This window comes from Chitinivibrionales bacterium (genome assembly GCA_035516255.1).
Classification (GTDB): domain Bacteria; phylum Fibrobacterota; class Chitinivibrionia; order Chitinivibrionales; family FEN-1185; genus FEN-1185.
This window is the reverse complement of sequence record DATJAL010000036.1, coordinates 1-16953: the sequence shown is the minus strand read 5'-3', so window position 1 is coordinate 16953 and position 16953 is coordinate 1. Positions and strand designations below refer to the sequence as shown.

Below are 16953 nucleotides of genomic sequence, written 5' to 3'. Positions count from 1 at the left end.
CTCACCCTTCAGTCCGGCCTGGCGCAAACATCATCCTGTTTTTGCCTGTACAACGTATGAAATCCAGTGGAAAAAACCTAGTATGAAACTCCTGATTATCGCCGCGATAATCATCGCGGTTGCGGTCATCGCTTTTAACATTTACAAAAGGGAATCCATGGAAGACCTCTTTTCACTTCCTCCCGGCGAATTGCTCGTGATCGACGTCCGTACAAAACAGGAGTACGATGCCGGCCACTTCAGCACGGCACTCAATATTCCTTATGACCAGGTCGCGGGCCGGATCGGGGAGTTGGAACCGTACAAACTGAAAACCGTGATCCTGTATTGCCACAGCGGAAACAGGGCGGCAACGGCGGAAAAGGTCCTCAAGAAAAACGGATTTGCCAATGTGGTGAACGCGGGCGGATATGATAATATTTCTCGATATGACAGGAAAAAATAAATGCAAATGACGGTGCGCTTTCGCGTCCGCCGGCAACCCTCCATGTCAGCGCGGTCGCTGATCATCCCGATTCTTTTGCTGACATCCCTTGACATTTGCGCCTCCGACACGCTCTCCTACCGTTTCTTCATGGGCAGAGACACGGCACTTTCAACCTGCATCATCACCAAATCCGGGAAATCCGAAACCATGTATTCCGATTGGCGCGCAGAAACGGCGTCTGTGGCGAGCGAGCTCATGATTGATTCGACGGGCATTGAGCGGTCGTGGAAATCAAGCAATGCGTGGGAAGGCACACGGGTGGCTGTCGTTCGTTCCGGCGACAGCCTTTTGCTTTCCGGCATTTTCAGGAAAAAACCGGTGGCAAAATCGTATGCGCTCAAAGGAGCCGCGTGGAAGCAGATGATACCGTTTGACCTCGCGGATTTCGCTTTTTCAAACAACACGTCGCTTGTGTTCCAGACCGTTGCGCTCATGGGGCCGTACCCGCTGAAGACCGCGCAGATGCAGGTGAAGCGCATCGGCGAGGAAACCATAGTTTTCAAGGGCGAAAAAACCGCCGCGGTCCATGTGCGGGCCTCGCCGACAGGCATTTTCGCGGCCCTCTGGCACGCAAACTACTGGTTCAGGAAAAGCGACGGCGTGCTTGTCAGAAGCGAATCAACCGGGATTCCGGGAAGGCCCGGCGCGGCGATGGAGCTTACGGGGAAGAAATAAAATCCATTCGGCCATCAAACAGGATATCGAGCGGATAAAAAAATGAGGATGGCATTGCTGCCATCCTCATTTTGTCCACTTATCCGAGGAAAAGATTTTTCTTGCGACTAGGCGACCTCGTCAACAGCCTCCACGTCGTCCGCTTTGCCCTCCTTTTCCTTGAGCGTCGAAGGCTCGATCTCGATCATCTCGCTTTCCTTCATCATCTGCTCAATGAGGTCTTCCCTGCCGATCTGGCGCAGGTGCCGTATTCTCTTGTATTCGTTCCGGTGCTCAGGACAGTATTTTGGATAAATATACTGGCGCGGATAAATCTTCACCTCAAACTGGTTGTCGCATCCCTCAAGCGCGCAATTGAGCACCATCGTGATTACCTCGGTATAATTGTGCTTGAAGGTCTGGTTCTTGATATTCACATCTTCGGGCTTCGTCCGTTTCCTGATACGGTAACGGTCCTGCCGGTGTTCCGGGCAGTATTTTGAAATGTGAATGCCGAAGAAAATCTTGCCGCACCCCGGATACTGGCATTTTTTTTCACGCAATTTCTGGCGACGTCTGGACTTTGGTAACTGCATAGACGTTCGGTATCCTTTCCAGGTTTTTAAGGTGATTTAGTATCAGGAACTTTGGTTAGCTAAGATGGCCAGAAACCCAATCCTTTACTAAATAAGCATAACAAATATAGGGCTAAATGGCAAAAAAATCAACAACTTTCTTATATTATTTTCTTAAAAATCTTCCGAGATTCGACTCGCCGCATATTTGCAACTCAATGTTATATAATGTCTTACAACATATTATTAATGCGATTTCACCCAAATTTACTATGGGGCAATTTCGAGGAAATTGATTGACAAAAGGATAGACCATTTTGTCAAGCAATCCCGTTCCAAGCCGGTACCGGTCATTTAAGGTTAAAAGGCTCCAACACACCCCTGCGATCAATATATTTTGAACATAGTATGGCCGAAACCGTTCATCTTCCGGCATCCCTGACCAGGGAATGGATTGAAAAAAACGGGCGCACTCTTTTAGCAAGGCGAAACACCGAACCGCTGGTGCTGGATTTATCAAGCACCACACTCTTCGATTCCGCCGGGCTCTCCCTGCTTTTTTTCCTCGGCAGACAGTATGCCAAGGCCGGAAACAAACTCACGCTCCGCAACGCATCCCACGACCTACTTTCCACTTTGGACTCCTACGGCAGATCCGCCGTTGAGAAGCAGGAGGCTTCCGGAAAAAAAGAAAATGCGTTCGCGCGCATGGGAGACTTTGTCTTGGCATTCCGCACCACAGCCGTTGCAGCACTGTCAATGTTTACGGAAATTATTTATTGGGGAACCGCCGGAGTGCTGAAAAAAAGAGATTTCAGGAAAGGGTCGATTGAGCTGCAGATGTTTTTAATGGGATACAAGGCGCTCGGTATTGTGAGCCTGCTTTCATTTCTCATCGGCATCGTGCTCGCGCTCCAGGCGGCGCTGCAGCTCCAGCAGTTCGGCGCCGGCATCTTTCTCGCCCCCATGATGACCATTTCAATGATAAAGGAGCTCGGCCCGCTCATGACCGCGATAATACTCACGGGCCGCAACGGCAGCGCCACAACGGCGGAGATCGCCACCATGGTGGTCGGCGAGGAGATCGATGCGCTGCGCACCATGGGCATTAATCCGGTCCAGTTTGTGATCATCCCGAAATTTATCGCCCTGTCAATCACCATGCCCCTGCTCTCCATTGCCGGCACCATGTTCGGACTTCTCGGCGGTTATCTGGTCGCGGTGTTTTACCTTGACATTTCCTCCGGGCTTTTCATACGGGAAATGATGAAGAACATCGTCTTCATCGACGTCGTGGCGAACGTGGTAAAGTCCGTCGTTTTTTCCTGGCTCATCATCTGGATAGGCTCGTTCCACGGATTCAGGGTGCGCGGAGGCGCGGAATCGGTGGGAAAGGAAACCACGGCCAGCGTGGTGACGGGAATTTTCATTATCATCATGGCGGACGCGGCTTTTTCGTTTATTTTTTAATCAGCGATTGGAATAACGTTGATGTGTAATGATTTGCCCGTCTTTTATTGAAATAAATCGGTTCCCTGTTGTATAATGAGAAATGCTCTTATTCTGAGATAGATCTTTTTATGGCTGAAAATCAAAACGTACCCGTCATAGAAGTCCGCAATGTCAGCGTCGCCTACGGCGAGCACACAGTGCTTGACAATGTAAGCATGAGCGTGCTGCCGCGGGAAATAAAGGTGATTCTCGGCCCTTCGGGGTGCGGCAAAACAACCCTCCTCAAGACCATTGTCGGACTGCTTTCGCCGTCGCACGGCAGCGTGCGGCTGTTCGGCAGGGAGCTTGCGGACCTTGACTCGCAGGAAACCGTTGACCTGCTCAAGCGGGCGGGCATCCTGTTTCAGAACGGTGCGCTGCTCGGCTCGCTCACCGTGGCTGAAAACGTCGCCTTGCCGCTGGAGATGCACACGAACCTTTCGCCCGACTTGATGCGCGAGATCGTGATGCTCAAGCTTTCGCAGGTGGGGCTTGCCCATGCGGCCACGTTGCTGCCCGAGGAGCTCTCGGGCGGCATGCGCAAGCGCGCGGCGCTCGCCCGCGCCCTGGTGCTCGACCCTCCCCTTCTGTTCTGCGACGAACCGTCGGCCGGGCTCGACCCGGTGACCGCGGCCGGCCTCGACGGGCTCCTTCTGTCGCTGCGCGAAAGGCTGTCCATCACCGTCGTGGTGGTGACGCACGAGCTGGCCTCCATTAAGAAAATCGCGGACACCATCGTGTTCCTGCACAACGGCAACGTGCTCTTCGATGGGCCCCTGGCACGCGCCGAGCGATTCGCCTCGGGCCCGGTGTTCGACTTCTTCATGCGCAAGGACAGCACGCCAGCCGCGGCCGCCGCCGCGGGAGCGTCGCTCTTTACCGTGGAGCAGACCGCATGAGCAACATCACCGCCGCACAGCGCGCTCGTCTCGGGATTTTCGTGACCATTGCGGCATGCATACTGGTCGTGCTCGTCGCCATCCCGCTCGGCATCCGCCTCACGCACAAGGACAAGACCTATTTCGCGTACTTTACGGGAGAATCCATGAGCGGGCTCGAGCAGGGATCGCAGGTGAAATATCACGGCGTTCTTATCGGTAAAGTATCCAAAATTTCCTACGATCCAAAAAACCTTTCGAGGATCCAGGTGGTGATCAAGGTGCAGAACGACTTTCCCATGAAGAAAGACATGTTCGCGCAGTCGTGGTCAATGGGAATAACGGGCCTCAACTATCTCGACATCATGGGAGGCACCAACGAGGCGCCGTTGCTGCCGCCCAATTCAGAGATCCCGACGAAAGTTTCCGTATTGAACCAGCTCACCGGTAAGTTCGACGTCATCGTGAGCAAGGTGGAGATCCTCCTCAACCATCTCAACGCCATTTCGGAGCCCGACAGTCTCGCCTCAATCAAAAAAATCCTCGACAACCTCGTCGCGGTCTCTTCCGACGCCAGGAAATTCTTCAGCACCGCGGGCCCGGATTTCACCAACATCGCCGGCACCGCCAGGCACGTCATCACAAAAATTGACAGCATTTCATCCGATATCCATTCGATAACAAAAACGGTCAACCGCAGCCTTCCGGAAAGCCAGCTTTCGCGGATCGTGACCCGGGTCGATTCCACCGTCTTGTCCCTTAAAAATCTGTCCGAAACCATGTTCCTCATTGTACGCCAGAGCCGTGAGGACGTTTCGGTGTCCATGCAGAACCTTCGCGAGGCGCTTGAAAACGCCAACCAGCTTATCAACGAGCTTTCCGAAAACCCGTCGCTCATTCTCAAAGGAGAACAACAGAAAGAGAGAGAACGGTGACATGAAATACAGCCACGCACGAGTGCTATGGAGCATCGCGGTCCTGCTGGCCGTCATCGCCTGCTGCGGCACCATTCCCGTTAAGCAATATTACGTCCTCAATTACGTGCCCTCGGTACTGACGGGCAGGCTCCTTGCCTCACCGTACCCGTTCACGCTGCGGCTCAAGGAATTCAGCATCGAAGACGCCTACAACCGGCCGCAGATCGTGTACCGGCAAAGTCCGTTCGAGCTGCGCTACTACTTTTATAAAATATGGGCGGTTAAACCCAACCGTATGATCACCGACCTTGTGCAGAAGCACCTCAACGCCATCAACCTCGTCAGTCACATCATCCGGCGGTTCGACGAGGGCTTCAAGGCCGATTACGAACTTTCCGGGAACATCGAGGCGATCGAGGAATACGACAGCGACCAATTGTGGTTTGCGCACCTTGCCCTGCGCCTCACGCTTTCCAGGATGAGCGACGGACGCGTTTTGTATTCCCGCGTTTTTGACAACAGGAAACGCGTCTATCAATACTCGCCCGACAATGTCGTGCGCGAGATGTCTTCGCTCCTCGAGTTCATCGTCAACCAGGCGGTCCACGATTTGGACGAGGTGTTCGCCCGCGAATACGGCGCCTCGGGCAATAACGCGGCGAGCGCCGATTCCAGCAGAGCCAAGGAAATTGAAAAATTCCGGGGCGAAGGCGGGGAATAGCATGAAGGCGACGCGCTCCCGCATTTCCACGGCGCTGCGGCCGGCGTGCGTCACGGGCATATGCTACGCCGCCCTTGCGTTTGCGGAACCGCCGCCCGCGCTCCCCGGCGATGAGATCACCGGCGATATGAACGCGAGCGTGCGCCGCGACACCGCCTCGGTGCGGGCGCCAACGATGTCACCCTACGCGCCGGAATGGTATACCGAGGCGGTGAAGACGTGGGACGCGCCCCCCGTGTCGCAGCAGGTCGACGAGGATGAGACTTCCATTCCCATCGGCAAGGGCGCGGTGTTCGTGCCCCGCATGGGGGACCCCTCCCTCGAGCCCGATGTCCAGATCGCCGACTCCAACGGAAAGGTGCTGCAGTCGGGCAAGCCCGGAAAAAAATTCTGCCTCATCCCCGGCACCTACAGCGTGCATTTCGGCAGCGGCTCCACCAAGCAGCGGCTTGTCAAATGGGTGGTCATCGAGGAGGGCAAGACCCTTCCGCTCTATCCCACGTGGGCCGGCCTCCAGGTCGACGTGGTCAGCGAAAGCAACATCCCGTTCCGCGGCAGCTACGAAATGGTGCGGCTTGACGAATTCGAACCGTTCGGCCGGACCTACGGCAGGGACCCCAACCTCGGCGAGCGCGTGAACACGTGGATACTCAACCCCGGGCTGTACAAGATATTCGGCACCGGCGGGAGCTACAACGCAGTTTCCAGTTTTGTGACGGTGCGCCTGCTTCCCGGCGAGCTCACGCATTTCTCCGTGGTGGAGGATTCCGTGACCGGCAAAATCACCAGTGGCGGCGTCACCGTCGCCAGCGAAGCGTCGCGCCGGTTCGCGTCCCACTGGCGGTACGGGCTCGACCTCGGCGGCAGCATCCTCTTCAACACCAGCAACGACACGAACAACTCGGCCATCGTGTTTCTCACCAACCTTCGCGTCAACCATTCGCTGGGCAAGGGGGAATGGGACACGAAATTCTTTTTTGATGAGGAATTCAACTTTACAAATTTACGGGTAACAGAGATCAACAACACGTCGGACGATTTCAGGGTGTATTCCCTCTATGTCTGGCGGTTCATGCCCTGGCTCGGCCCATACGGCCGCATGCAATTCGAGACAAATTTTTTTCCCGTGTACGACCGGTTCCAGGAATCGTCGCAATACCATATGTTTTTGCTTACCGGCGCCGATTCGGTGATCACGGGAGCCGATTCCACGGCTCAGGCGAAAAGGCTCAAGCCCTCATTTTCTCCAATGGACATCGAACTCGGCATCGGCGCGAATGTCGATGCGATCACCTCCGGCGTATTTGACGGCAAATTTAAGGTCGGTTTCGGCTATTCGCAGCGGAATACCTGGGACCAATTCCAGGACGTGGACACCGGGGCCATAAAGACCAAGGAACAGGACCCGCGGTCGATATTTACGCGGGACACGCTCGATTCCCTTTTGTCGCGTTTTCATGGAAATTACAAGGTGGTGCAACAAGAACGCGATAACACCGTCATTTCCTACGGTCCCGAAACTTCAATCAACGCGGCTTTGCGGCTCGAACGGTGGATTACCGCCGAAGGAGAGGTGATCGTTCAATTTCCCATCATCCCGATAATCAAGGAGCACATGCTGCGCCCCACGTATTGGGTGAACACCACGGTCTCCTGGCGCATCGCCCAATCGGTAACCCTGGATTACCTTTACACCTACCAATACAGCCAGCCGCTCTCCACCGACCCCAAGGTCGACCTATCGCAGCACAGGATATGGCTCCGGTTTTCGTTTAACACCTCTCGATAGACGCATAAAAGTTTGTAGGCCGCCGGCCGTATGAGTTATTTTTTAAACAAGGTTTTTCCTTTCTTTGCGAGGATGGCGGAACTGGCAGACGCGCGAGACTTAGGATCTCGTAGGGAAACCTGTGGGGGTTCGAGTCCCCCTTCTCGCAATAAACAGGGCTGCACGGTTCAACATTCGGTGCTCTCCTTTTTAAATCTTTAACCCTGAACGGGGGGGCCTCTGAACCTTGAACGGGGAAGGGTGAACCTATCATCGGTCAACATTGACAGGAGGATTTTTTGAAGGTATCCGTCTCAGAGCCAAAATCATTCATCCGGATCCTCGACATCGAGATTCCCAAGGAAGAAGTTGAAAGCGAATTTACCAAAAAGCTGGCAACGTACACCCGAAAAGCGGCGCTGCCCGGGTTCAGGCCCGGGAAAACGCCGCCCAACCTTATCAGGAGCCGTTTCGGCAAGTCCATTTACTCCGAGAGCGTGGAGGACCTTGTCGAGCGCTCGTTTGAGGACGCCTGCAAGCAGCATTCGATATTTCCCATCAGTAAAGGAAAGATCAGCAACTTGAAGGCCGACGAGGGCGCGCCGGTCTCCTTCACCGTCGAATTCGAGATCGACCCGCCGGTGGAGATCAGGGGCTACCAGAACCTCGGCATCAGCGCGGACCCGAAGAAAATCAAGGACGGCGACGTGGAAAAGGCGGTGGAAGACCTGCGGCAGCGCAACGCCGAATTGAGAGACGTTTCCCGGCCCGCCGAAAAAGGCGACAGCGTCGCCATCGAATACTTCAAGGTCGTCATCGACGGCGTTGAGCGCAAGGACTTTTCAAATCCCAAGTATCCCATCGAGCTCGGCGCCGGCGAAATAAAGGACTTTGACAAGGGCATCATCGGACATTCCGCCGGAGAGGCGGTCGACATTGCCATCAGGTTTCCCAAGGATTTCTCCACCAAGGACCTCGCTGGCAAGGACGCTTTCTTTTCCGTAAAGATCAATGCCGTGAAGGAGAAGGTGGTGCCGGAGCTCACGCCTGAATTCCTCAAGAAGCTCGGCGATTTCGCGGACGCCGGCGCTTTAAGCGAGGCCGTGCGCAAAGACCTTGAGCGACGCGAGAAGGAACGCGCCAAGAACGAGGCGTACGGCAAGGCAATAGAGAAACTGATTGACAAAAACCATTTCGAGGTTCCCGAGGCGCGCATCCAGGCCTACCTCGACCACATGGCCGATGAGGTGACGCGCTACCTGCGTCCGGGTGAGGCGCCGCCCACGCGCGAGGAACTCGAACAGAAATACCGGGCAACCGCCGAGCGCGGCATCATGCGGTACAAGATCATCGACTTTGTCGCGGCGCAGGAGAAGATCAAAGCGACGCAGGAGGAGGTGGACCGCCAGGTTCAGGCGCTTGCCGACGCCTACAAGCAGCCGTTCGAGCAGCTCAAGCAACGGCTGCGGGAAAACGGCACCACAAACCGGATCAGAGCCGATATAAGAGAACAAAAAACGCTGGATTTCTTGATAGGTGAATATACACCTGGGAAAATAGAGGAATCCGGTGACAAGTTGAAAGCTGAAGGTTGAAAGTAAAACAAGAGAATGCCATCTTGTCCGATAAGAAGTTTTTGTTCGATTGGCGCCAAGGCAGGTCGTTGACGAACTAGATCTCCGCCGCCGCGTTAGGCAGGACTGGAGGCCGCTCTGGAGAGCGGTGCTGCCCGGCCCTCGCCCTCAGGCATACAGGGGCCGTGGCAGCCCGAGCAGAAGGACGACGACCCTTGTGACCCTTGGAAATCCCTGACGAGGGAGAAGCACCCGAAGGGGTGGACCGGAAGGAGGGTCGGCCCGAAGCCCGAAGTTTACTGAGGGCGAGGGGAACGCCCAAATAAATTTGAAATTTATTTAACTTGACAAAACCAAATTTATCATGACATCATAAGAACTGGAAAGAAGAGGAATACTATGTCACTTGTCCCAATAGTAGTCGAACAGACCGGCCGCGGAGAGCGCTCGTATGACATTTATTCGCGGCTGCTCAAAGAGCGCATCATCTTTCTCGCCCAGGAAATCGACGAGACCATCGCCGATCTCGTGATGGCCCAGCTCATCTTCCTCGAATACGAGGACGACGACAAGGACATCACCATCTACATCAACTCGCCGGGCGGCATTGTTTCGGCCGGGCTCGCCATCTACGACACCATCCAATACATCAAGCCCAACGTGTGCACCATCTGCATCGGCCAGGCAGCGAGCATGGGCGCCATTCTGCTCGCCGCCGGCGCCAAGGGCAAGCGGTACGCGCTGCCCCACTCGCGCATCATGCTGCACCAGCCGGCGGGCGGCGCCGGCGGCCAGGCAGCCGACATCGCGATCCACGCCAAGGAAATCATGCGCGTCAAGGAATCGCTCAACGAGATCCTCGTGAAGCACACGGGCCAACCCATCGACGTGATCCGCAAGGACACCGACCGCAATTTCTTCATGGACGTCAACGAGGCAAAGGCCTATGGCATCATAGACGAAATTCTTACCAAACGGGAAAAATAACATGACCTCTAAGCCCAAGTACCCCGGCATCAAGTGCAGCTTCTGCGGCAAGAGCGCGGACGCGGTGGCAAAGCTCATCACCGGACCGTCGGTCCACATCTGCGACGAGTGCGTGGAGATGTGCAACGAGATCCTGCGGGAGGACAAGGCGAAGACGCCGGGCGACCTTGCGCTCGATTCGCTGCCCACGCCGCGGGAGATGAAGGCGTTCCTCGACCAGTACGTGATCGGCCAGGACGAGGTGAAAAAAGGCGTGTGCGTGGCCGCGTACAACCATTTCAAGCGCATCCTGTCGCGCTCGCAGGCAACCGACGACGGCGTGGAGATCGAAAAAAGCAACATCCTGCTCATCGGCCCCACGGGCACGGGCAAGACGCTCATCGCGCAGACGCTCGCGAAAATGCTCAAGGTGCCTTTCACCATTGTTGACGCCACGGTCTATACCGAGGCCGGCTATGTGGGCGAGGACGTGGAAAACATGCTCGTGCGCCTTCTGCAGGTTGCAAACTACGAGGTTGCCAAGGCGGAAAAGGGCATCATTTACATAGACGAATTCGACAAGATCGCCCGGAAGTCGCCCAACCCGTCCATTACGCGCGACGTGTCGGGCGAGGGCGTACAGCAGGCCATGCTCAAAATTCTTGAAGGCACCATCGCCAACGTGCCGCCCAAGGGAGGCCGCAAGCACCCGGAGCAGAACCTGATCCCCATCAACACGCGCGACATCCTGTTCATCTGCGGCGGCGCCTACGTGGGGCTCGAGGACATCATCGAGGCTCGAATCGGCCAGAGCCGCATGGGGTTCAACGCGGAGCTAAGGCGCCGGCACGGCAACTCGATCGGCGCTCTCCTCCGTAAAGTGGAACCCGACGACCTCATCAAATACGGCATGATCCCGGAAATCGTGGGCAGGGTGCCTGCGGTGTTCGGGCTCGACCAGCTCGACGACGAGGCCCTGCTTAAGATCCTCACCGAGCCGAAAAACGCGCTCACCAAGCAGTTCCAAAAGCTGTTCGCTATGGAAGGCATCCGCCTCACGTTTTCCATGGACGCCTTGCGCGAAGTGGTGAAGATCGCGCTTGCAAAAAAAACCGGCGCCCGCGGCCTGCGCAGCGTGCTGGAGAGCGTGCTCATCACCATCATGTTCGACATCCCCTCGCGCGACGACGTGAAGGAATGCCTCATCACCCGCGACGTGATATTGAGGAAGATCGAGCCGGTGATCGGGTTGAAGGTTGACAGAAAGATAGCATAAGAAATTAATACAATGTTGTGCGTTCCCCTCGCCCTCAGTAAACTTCGGGCTTCGGGTCGGTCGGCAATTCGCTCTGGCTCACCCTCCAGTCCTGCCTACCGCTGGCGAGCGATAGTGAATAAACCGATGTAGATGCCACGCGAGTCCACTTTATCAATACCGCATTACGCAAATTGATTCCGATCTGTGACCGCTGACTGCCGATCTCTGACCGCTATTTTTTGGGCGCACCCGCGAGCGGTAGCTGTTTTGGTAGGGGGGTCATTGCGAGGAGTCTTCGACGAGGCAATCTCCTTAAAAATATCTTCCAGCACCAGATTTATTAGTCCTCCAGTAACCAGATGGCATTACTTATTGTGCCATTCCCGCGAAATCGGGAACCCATCTTTTATTCCGATCAATAAATGTTATAGACAAATAAATTCTTCTTGACTGAATAATCTTCGTCACTTTGTTACTTTTCCGCCTTGTTTCTTCCTCGCAATTATCAACTCCTCGTCTTGCTTCGTCCTGCTTTTCATCATCATGCGTATTTTCTGGCGCACGAGAAATCCCGTTTTGAGCGCTCTCTTGAATTTTGAATCCGTCAATTTCTTTTTTGTGAACAAATGAATGTTAGAACCATTGGAATACACGTTCAATCCGAAATGTGCGGCGAGAAACGAAAGCGTCTTAAGTGAATAAAACGAAATATGCTGGCCGTGGGTAGGTGCGTAATAGTACCATTGGCCGGCTCCTGGCACCGGCGAGGGAAGCAGATCCGTGGTAAAAAAAATATTCGCCGAGGTCGCAAGCATTGATTGGATCTCCTCGACCGGCCGGGGAAAATGCTCGAAGCACTCGATGGCGGTCACCATTTCAACAGGGCCGTTATGTTCTGAAAGTTCAAAACCGCGTGAGAAAATGTTCTTTGCGTATGCGTCCTTCCAGAAATAATCAAATCCTTGATCCCGCATAAGCCTGCAGAACACGCCGTGGCCGCCGCCGAAATCAAGGAACCGGCCATGAGGATTGAAAAACGAGAAAATGACGGACGGGACGATCTTTGAAAGAAAAAGGTTCCGCTGAAGCGAACCCGTGTCTTCGTCGTTATGCGCCTCTTTGTAAACTTCCTCGAGCCAATACGGCTCTTGGGTGTGGACAAAACCGCAATTTCCGCACGAGAAATACGATACGGCGTATTTGGTGATCACTGTTGCGGAAAACGCAACGTGATTTTCAGTGTTGCAGATGGGACAGCGCATGGCTTGGGGCTCTCAACGGGGAAGAAAAAAGAAGTGGTGGAGCTGAGGGGGATTGAACCCCTGGCCTGTTGATTGCGAACCAACCGCTCTCCCAGCTGAGCTACAGCCCCACAGGGACATAAAAATAATACCCGAAGGACATTACTTCAAGTAACCTTTTTTCGTGATGCGGTTTTTCAATTTTTATTTTGTCAATGGTTGACCGGACCTGCGTGAGGTTTCCGTCAACACTGTTCACTGCTCTTGGCGACAACATATTTTTCTATTGCGCATCTCAGTTGAGTGAACCATCACCGCCGAGTCGCAGAAAACATACATAGTTCAACGTTGGAAGTTGAAAGTTTAAGGTTAATTATTTGTTTTGTCGCTTTCAACCTGCAATTTCCAATTTTGTTTTTCTCTGTGCCCTCTGTGTCTCTGCGGGGATCTTTTCTATGTAAAGGATTAATCCCGCTATGGCCTACATCGGCATCGGGTATTCGGGACAGGACGGCTCGTTCCTTCGGAACCAAGTTGATAAATATTTTTCCTGGCTTCAGGGCGAGAGGCGGCCGCATTTTTTCGGCGACGGCTTTGTGGTGCTGTACGACTCGAACACGGCACGCGAGTTCGCGAAAAAATGCGGCGACGACGCCGGTGCCGGCCAGATCTCGGTGTATCCCATGGACCATCCGCTTTCCCCAGAACGCTCCTGAACCGCTATGACGCTTCACTTTGAAGAAAAGCTCGAGCCCCGCCCCATCCTGCAGCTGCTGCTGCACGGCCTCGACTACTATCTCGCGTCGTGGCACGACCTCGGCGACGGCACCGGCATGTTCGGCGCCACAGACCCCGCCGCCTTCAACATGCGTTCGGTGGCGTCATCGTCGCCGGTGGTCGAATATGTGCTGCGCCCGCACCTGCAGACGCTGTGCCTCCTCGCCGCATATGTTTACAGAAGCGAGACGTGTCTGCTTGAGCCGCACCTGTCAAAGGAACGCCTTGACGATATGCTGCGGAAGGGCGTTGCATGGGCGTGCGACACCCACCTCGCCGGCAACCGCGACGTCGAGACATTCCTGGGACGCAAGCGCTGGGGGGAGAACTGGCGCAGCGGCCTGTGGGCCGCGCTGCTCGGCCTGTGCTGCCGCCTCGCGCAGGATGTTCTGGGACCGGAGCTTGTTGAAAAAGTAAAGCGCGTGGCCGCCTTCGAGGCCGACCGGTTCATCGGCGTGCCGCCGCCCAGCGGGTGCGACGTTGACACCAAGATCGAGGAAAACGCCATCGACGCCTTGTGCCTGAGCTGGGCCATAAATTTGTGCCCCAACAATCCCAACGCCGGGCGCTGGAAGCGCGCCGGCGCAGTCTGGGCGCTCAACATCGCCACGTCGCAGGCCGACAAGGCCGATCACTCGGAATATCTCGAACATTCTGTTTCCCATTTCGCAACAACGCAGACGCTGTTTTCCGACATGACCGCAGAGAACCACGGGTTTTTCCATCCCGAAATCCTGTGCTACGGCATGTGGGTGGCGCTGTCCATGGCCGCCTACACGCTGCACAAGAACCCTGTGCCGGAATATTTCAGGCGCAAGAACCACCAGGAAACGTTCGACCTGCTGCTTCGGTTCTGCCTTCCCAACGGCATGTTCTACGCGCCCGGCGGCCAGGACCTGCCCTACTTCCTGCCCCGGCCGTTCGCCCTTGCCTGGGGCCTGTGGAACAACGACCCGCGCGCGCTTTCGATCACGAACAAACTCCTCACCTGGATGGACGGCCAGCTTGCCTCGCAGGAAAAATCAGGACCGCCGTGGGTGCTTGGTTTCACGCCCGCGCATGAGGGCTGGGAACTTTTTTTCCAGAGCCAGGTGGGCTTCGAGCTCGCCATGCTTGCCGTGCTGCCCTTTCCCGAAGAATTCAGGTTTTACAGCGCGGGCCAGCTCGAGAACGCCGTTGACACGCGGCACATCTATCCGTACGTGGAAGTGTGCTACCGCCGGAACGTGCGCATGACGCGCAGCGTGGCGTGGAAGGCGCTGGGCGGCCATCCCATGGTGGGGCTCAACCTGCACAGCTACCCCGAGCTCATTATGCAGCACAGGGCCGCCATGCTCGGCATCCCGGCCGTGTCCGACCGTGTCAAGCAATGGGAAGTCGTGTACCACAGCGACCGGTTCCAGAAAGACGGGTTCGAAACCATGGGCCGCATCTCTTACCTTAACGCGGCGGGCGAAAAACTGCTGCGCAGGGACGCGCGCGTGGTCACCTGGGCCGACGAGGGCCTCGTGGTGTTCGACAGGATCGTGGCTGAAAAAGACGTGCGGCTCGAGGACCAGATCCTCTCGCCTGTCTATATTGTCAACGACATCTGGACCAAACACCGCGTCGAATTCTCCAGCGGCTCGCTCCGCGAGACGTTCACGCCGTCCCTCAAGGTGTTCAAGGAGGTCCCCTGCCCGTCATTCTGGGCCAGCGTCGAGAGCCGCCTTCTGTTCCAGTTCCTCTGGGGCCGCACCAAGGGCCTTGTGTACCTTCCCTCATCCGCCCGAAACTCCCCTCCCTATTGGAAGAACTGCCGCCTCGACACCATGGGCGTACACGTTGACGGACAGGAAATACGGGCGGGCTCCGTCGCCTACGAAGTGGGGTTCTTCATCGGCGCGGGAAAGAGCCCGCGGCCGTTCAAATGCACCGGGGAGGCGAGGGAGTTTTTTGAGGGGTTGATTATTATGGACGGGAAGAATACGGTTGGATTGAGTTGATAATAATAAAAAGCAATTAAAGCATCACCGGGAATCTTGACTATCGCACATAAAATAGCATTCCTTCCGGCAATAAAAAAGGGGAGCTTTCACTCCCCTTCACTATAAATCCTGTTTGACAAATCCTATTGCTTCGCCGGCTCAGTCTTTTTCGCTTCCTTCTTCTTTGCATCCGCCGGCGTTGCCGTTGTCGCCGGGCCCTGCTGGCCGGCTGCGGACTTCGTTGCCGTCACCCCGGTCTTTGCCGGTGCCGCGCCGGTGGCGGGCATCTTGCCTGGGCCGCCGCCGTCAGGGCAGCCGTCGTCATCCTCGTACCCGTCTATGTCCTCGGGGATGTTGGGGCATTTGTCAAGCTTGTCGGGGATGCCGTCGCCGTCGTTGTCGGGATCAGGGCACCCGTCCTCGTCCTGGTAGCCGTCGTAGTCCTCGGGTTCGTTGGGGCACTTGTCCTGCGCGTCGTAGATGCCGTCGTTGTCGTTGTCGAAATCGGGACAGCCGTCCTCGTCCTGGAACCCGTCCCTGTCTTCGGGGACATCGGGACACTGGTCGACGTCGTCGGGGATGCCGTCGCCGTCCGTATCGATGCGCATTCTGTTAAGCGCCGCCTCCGACATGGGGCCGATGTCGCCGCCGCTCTTACCCAGCCCCGCGAGCGGATAGTTTTTGCCGCCGAAATCGGCAAAGGAGAAGTCCTTGACGCCCATCTCGTTCAGGCCCGGGTCTTTGGCGATGTTGGTCTCGTTGATCACCGCGTACATATTGTAGGAGTTGCGGTTGCCCCAAAAGTCGTTATATACGATGCGCGAGCGCTTCGAGTCCTCGTTGACGTAGATGCCGTACTGCTTGTTGTTGAACAGGATCGTGTTCTGGATCAGCACCTCGCTCTTGTGCGCCAGCATGATGCCGCTGTAGTTGTTCTCGCCGATGAAATTGTGGTCGATGGACGTGCGTTGCGAGTTGGTGATCAGCTCGCAGTACAGGCCGGTCCATTCGTTGCCGTAGATGATGTTGTTCTTGATTTCGGGCAGCGAGATGAGCGCGTGGACGCCGGTGCGGTTGCTGCGGACGATGTTGTGCTCGATGACGGGGTTGGTGTTCTTGCAGATGATGCCCGTGCTCCCGTGCTCGATGGTGAAGTTCCTGATCACCGCTCGGTTTGCTCCCTCGACCACCGGCTTGCTGGCATTGCCGTGGATGATGGTCTTCTCCGCGTCCTGGCCCTCGAGCACGACGTTGTCCTTCATCACGATGCTTTCCTTGTACGTGCCGTTGCTCACGAACACGGTGTCTCCCTCATCCGCTTCGTCAAGCGCTTTCTGGATGGTCGGCGCGTTGGCGGGAACAACGATCTTCCTGGGCGCCGCCCACGGGCCGGCAGCGAAAACGGCCACCGCAAGCAGCATTGCCTGGACACTCAACTTCATAAGACCCCCTGCGCTTTCTTTTCAAAGATTTTCATCCTGACTGCCCTTAAACTACGTCTTCTCTCTCCATTTTTCAAGCGGAAGAAAACCCGCCCGTTACTTTTTCTCGTTATTAAGCTTTTTCTTGAGGTTCTCGATCTCTTTGTTGATATTCTCCTCTTCCTTCTTCGACTTCTCGATCTCCTTCACCTGGCCCGCGCTCTTCATCATGCTCGTCGCCTTCGCCAGCGCGTATTC

General features: G+C 55.7%; 15 protein-coding genes and 2 tRNA genes. 13 read left to right on the top strand and 4 right to left on the bottom strand.

Annotation, left to right across the window (positions count from 1 at the left end; translation table 11 throughout):
* Window positions 1-82: 82 nt before the first annotated feature.
* Together VLX68_10945 and VLX68_10940 are read left to right on the top strand one after the other, a co-directional pair.
* Window positions 83-445, top strand: a complete 363-nt coding sequence (locus VLX68_10945) for a rhodanese-like domain-containing protein (protein ID HUI92752.1) — start codon at window positions 83-85, stop codon at window positions 443-445.
* A 42-nt stretch (window positions 446-487) separates the two neighbouring features.
* A complete protein-coding gene (locus VLX68_10940; protein HUI92751.1) occupies window positions 488-1162 on the top strand; it encodes a hypothetical protein in 675 nt (224 codons plus the stop codon).
* A gap of 107 nt (window positions 1163-1269) precedes the next feature.
* Here VLX68_10940 and VLX68_10935 read toward each other — a convergent pair whose 3' ends face one another.
* On the bottom strand, window positions 1270-1737 hold the full coding sequence (locus VLX68_10935) for a hypothetical protein (protein ID HUI92750.1): 468 nt from the start codon (window positions 1735-1737) through the stop codon (window positions 1270-1272).
* A gap of 387 nt (window positions 1738-2124) precedes the next feature.
* Between VLX68_10935 and VLX68_10930 the strand changes: the two genes are divergently transcribed.
* From VLX68_10930 to clpX, 9 genes are all read left to right on the top strand, one after another.
* Window positions 2125-3186, top strand: a complete 1062-nt coding sequence (locus VLX68_10930; GenBank protein HUI92749.1) for an MlaE family lipid ABC transporter permease subunit — start codon at window positions 2125-2127, stop codon at window positions 3184-3186.
* A 110-nt stretch (window positions 3187-3296) separates the two neighbouring features.
* Window positions 3297-4106 (top strand): ATP-binding cassette domain-containing protein, encoded by an 810-nt coding sequence (locus tag VLX68_10925; protein ID HUI92748.1) that lies wholly within the window; start codon window positions 3297-3299, stop codon window positions 4104-4106.
* A complete protein-coding gene (locus VLX68_10920) occupies window positions 4103-5020 on the top strand; it encodes an MlaD family protein (GenBank protein ID HUI92747.1) in 918 nt (305 codons plus the stop codon). The genes VLX68_10925 and VLX68_10920 overlap by 4 nt, the downstream gene beginning before the upstream one ends.
* Before the next feature lies 1 nt (window position 5021).
* Window positions 5022-5723: an ABC-type transport auxiliary lipoprotein family protein gene (locus VLX68_10915; protein ID HUI92746.1), complete on the top strand. Its 702-nt coding sequence runs from the start codon at window positions 5022-5024 to the stop codon at window positions 5721-5723.
* 1 nt (window position 5724) lies between these two features.
* Window positions 5725-7512, top strand: a complete 1788-nt coding sequence (locus VLX68_10910; protein ID HUI92745.1) for a hypothetical protein — start codon at window positions 5725-5727, stop codon at window positions 7510-7512.
* A gap of 66 nt (window positions 7513-7578) precedes the next feature.
* Window positions 7579-7660 (top strand) — tRNA-Leu (locus tag VLX68_10905).
* Window positions 7661-7790: 130 nt separating this feature from the next.
* Entirely contained in the window at window positions 7791-9086 is a 1296-nt protein-coding gene (tig, locus tag VLX68_10900) for a trigger factor (protein ID HUI92744.1), read from the top strand.
* A 336-nt stretch (window positions 9087-9422) separates the two neighbouring features.
* Window positions 9423-10052: an ATP-dependent Clp endopeptidase proteolytic subunit ClpP gene (gene clpP / locus VLX68_10895; GenBank protein HUI92743.1), complete on the top strand. Its 630-nt coding sequence runs from the start codon at window positions 9423-9425 to the stop codon at window positions 10050-10052.
* A gap of 1 nt (window position 10053) precedes the next feature.
* Window positions 10054-11307 (top strand): ATP-dependent Clp protease ATP-binding subunit ClpX, encoded by a 1254-nt coding sequence (gene clpX, locus VLX68_10890; GenBank protein HUI92742.1) that lies wholly within the window; start codon window positions 10054-10056, stop codon window positions 11305-11307.
* 446 nt (window positions 11308-11753) lie between these two features.
* On the opposite strand, the gene VLX68_10885 is transcribed toward clpX, so the two are convergent.
* Window positions 11754-12551 carry a class I SAM-dependent methyltransferase gene (locus VLX68_10885; GenBank protein HUI92741.1) on the bottom strand — a complete coding sequence of 266 codons (798 nt, stop codon included), beginning with the start codon at window positions 12549-12551 and terminating at the stop codon, window positions 11754-11756.
* A gap of 34 nt (window positions 12552-12585) precedes the next feature.
* Window positions 12586-12661, bottom strand: a tRNA-Ala gene (locus VLX68_10880).
* A 345-nt stretch (window positions 12662-13006) separates the two neighbouring features.
* Here VLX68_10880 and VLX68_10875 point away from each other — a divergent pair.
* Together VLX68_10875 and VLX68_10870 are read left to right on the top strand one after the other, a co-directional pair.
* Window positions 13007-13246, top strand: a complete 240-nt coding sequence (locus tag VLX68_10875) for a hypothetical protein (protein HUI92740.1) — start codon at window positions 13007-13009, stop codon at window positions 13244-13246.
* Between the two features lie 6 nt (window positions 13247-13252).
* Window positions 13253-15292 (top strand): hypothetical protein, encoded by a 2040-nt coding sequence (locus tag VLX68_10870; protein HUI92739.1) that lies wholly within the window; start codon window positions 13253-13255, stop codon window positions 15290-15292.
* Window positions 15293-15417: 125 nt separating this feature from the next.
* On the opposite strand, the gene VLX68_10865 is transcribed toward VLX68_10870, so the two are convergent.
* Window positions 15418-16716: a right-handed parallel beta-helix repeat-containing protein gene (locus VLX68_10865; GenBank protein HUI92738.1), complete on the bottom strand. Its 1299-nt coding sequence runs from the start codon at window positions 16714-16716 to the stop codon at window positions 15418-15420.
* Between the last annotated feature and the right edge of the window lie 237 nt (window positions 16717-16953).

Coding starts and splice junctions, on each gene's coding strand:
- VLX68_10920 (HUI92747.1), top strand. CDS start 4,103: ATGAGCAACATCACCGCCGCACAGCGCGCTCGTCTCGGGATTTTCGTG.
- clpX (HUI92742.1), top strand. CDS start 10,054: ATGACCTCTAAGCCCAAGTACCCCGGCATCAAGTGCAGCTTCTGCGGC.
- VLX68_10910 (HUI92745.1), top strand. CDS start 5,725: ATGAAGGCGACGCGCTCCCGCATTTCCACGGCGCTGCGGCCGGCGTGC.
- VLX68_10870 (HUI92739.1), top strand. CDS start 13,253: ATGACGCTTCACTTTGAAGAAAAGCTCGAGCCCCGCCCCATCCTGCAG.
- VLX68_10865 (HUI92738.1), bottom strand. CDS start 16,716: ATGAAGTTGAGTGTCCAGGCAATGCTGCTTGCGGTGGCCGTTTTCGCT.
- VLX68_10925 (HUI92748.1), top strand. CDS start 3,297: ATGGCTGAAAATCAAAACGTACCCGTCATAGAAGTCCGCAATGTCAGC.
- VLX68_10935 (HUI92750.1), bottom strand. CDS start 1,737: ATGCAGTTACCAAAGTCCAGACGTCGCCAGAAATTGCGTGAAAAAAAA.
- VLX68_10915 (HUI92746.1), top strand. CDS start 5,022: ATGAAATACAGCCACGCACGAGTGCTATGGAGCATCGCGGTCCTGCTG.
- VLX68_10945 (HUI92752.1), top strand. CDS start 83: ATGAAACTCCTGATTATCGCCGCGATAATCATCGCGGTTGCGGTCATC.
- VLX68_10875 (HUI92740.1), top strand. CDS start 13,007: ATGGCCTACATCGGCATCGGGTATTCGGGACAGGACGGCTCGTTCCTT.
- VLX68_10885 (HUI92741.1), bottom strand. CDS start 12,551: ATGCGCTGTCCCATCTGCAACACTGAAAATCACGTTGCGTTTTCCGCA.
- VLX68_10940 (HUI92751.1), top strand. CDS start 488: ATGTCAGCGCGGTCGCTGATCATCCCGATTCTTTTGCTGACATCCCTT.
- VLX68_10930 (HUI92749.1), top strand. CDS start 2,125: ATGGCCGAAACCGTTCATCTTCCGGCATCCCTGACCAGGGAATGGATT.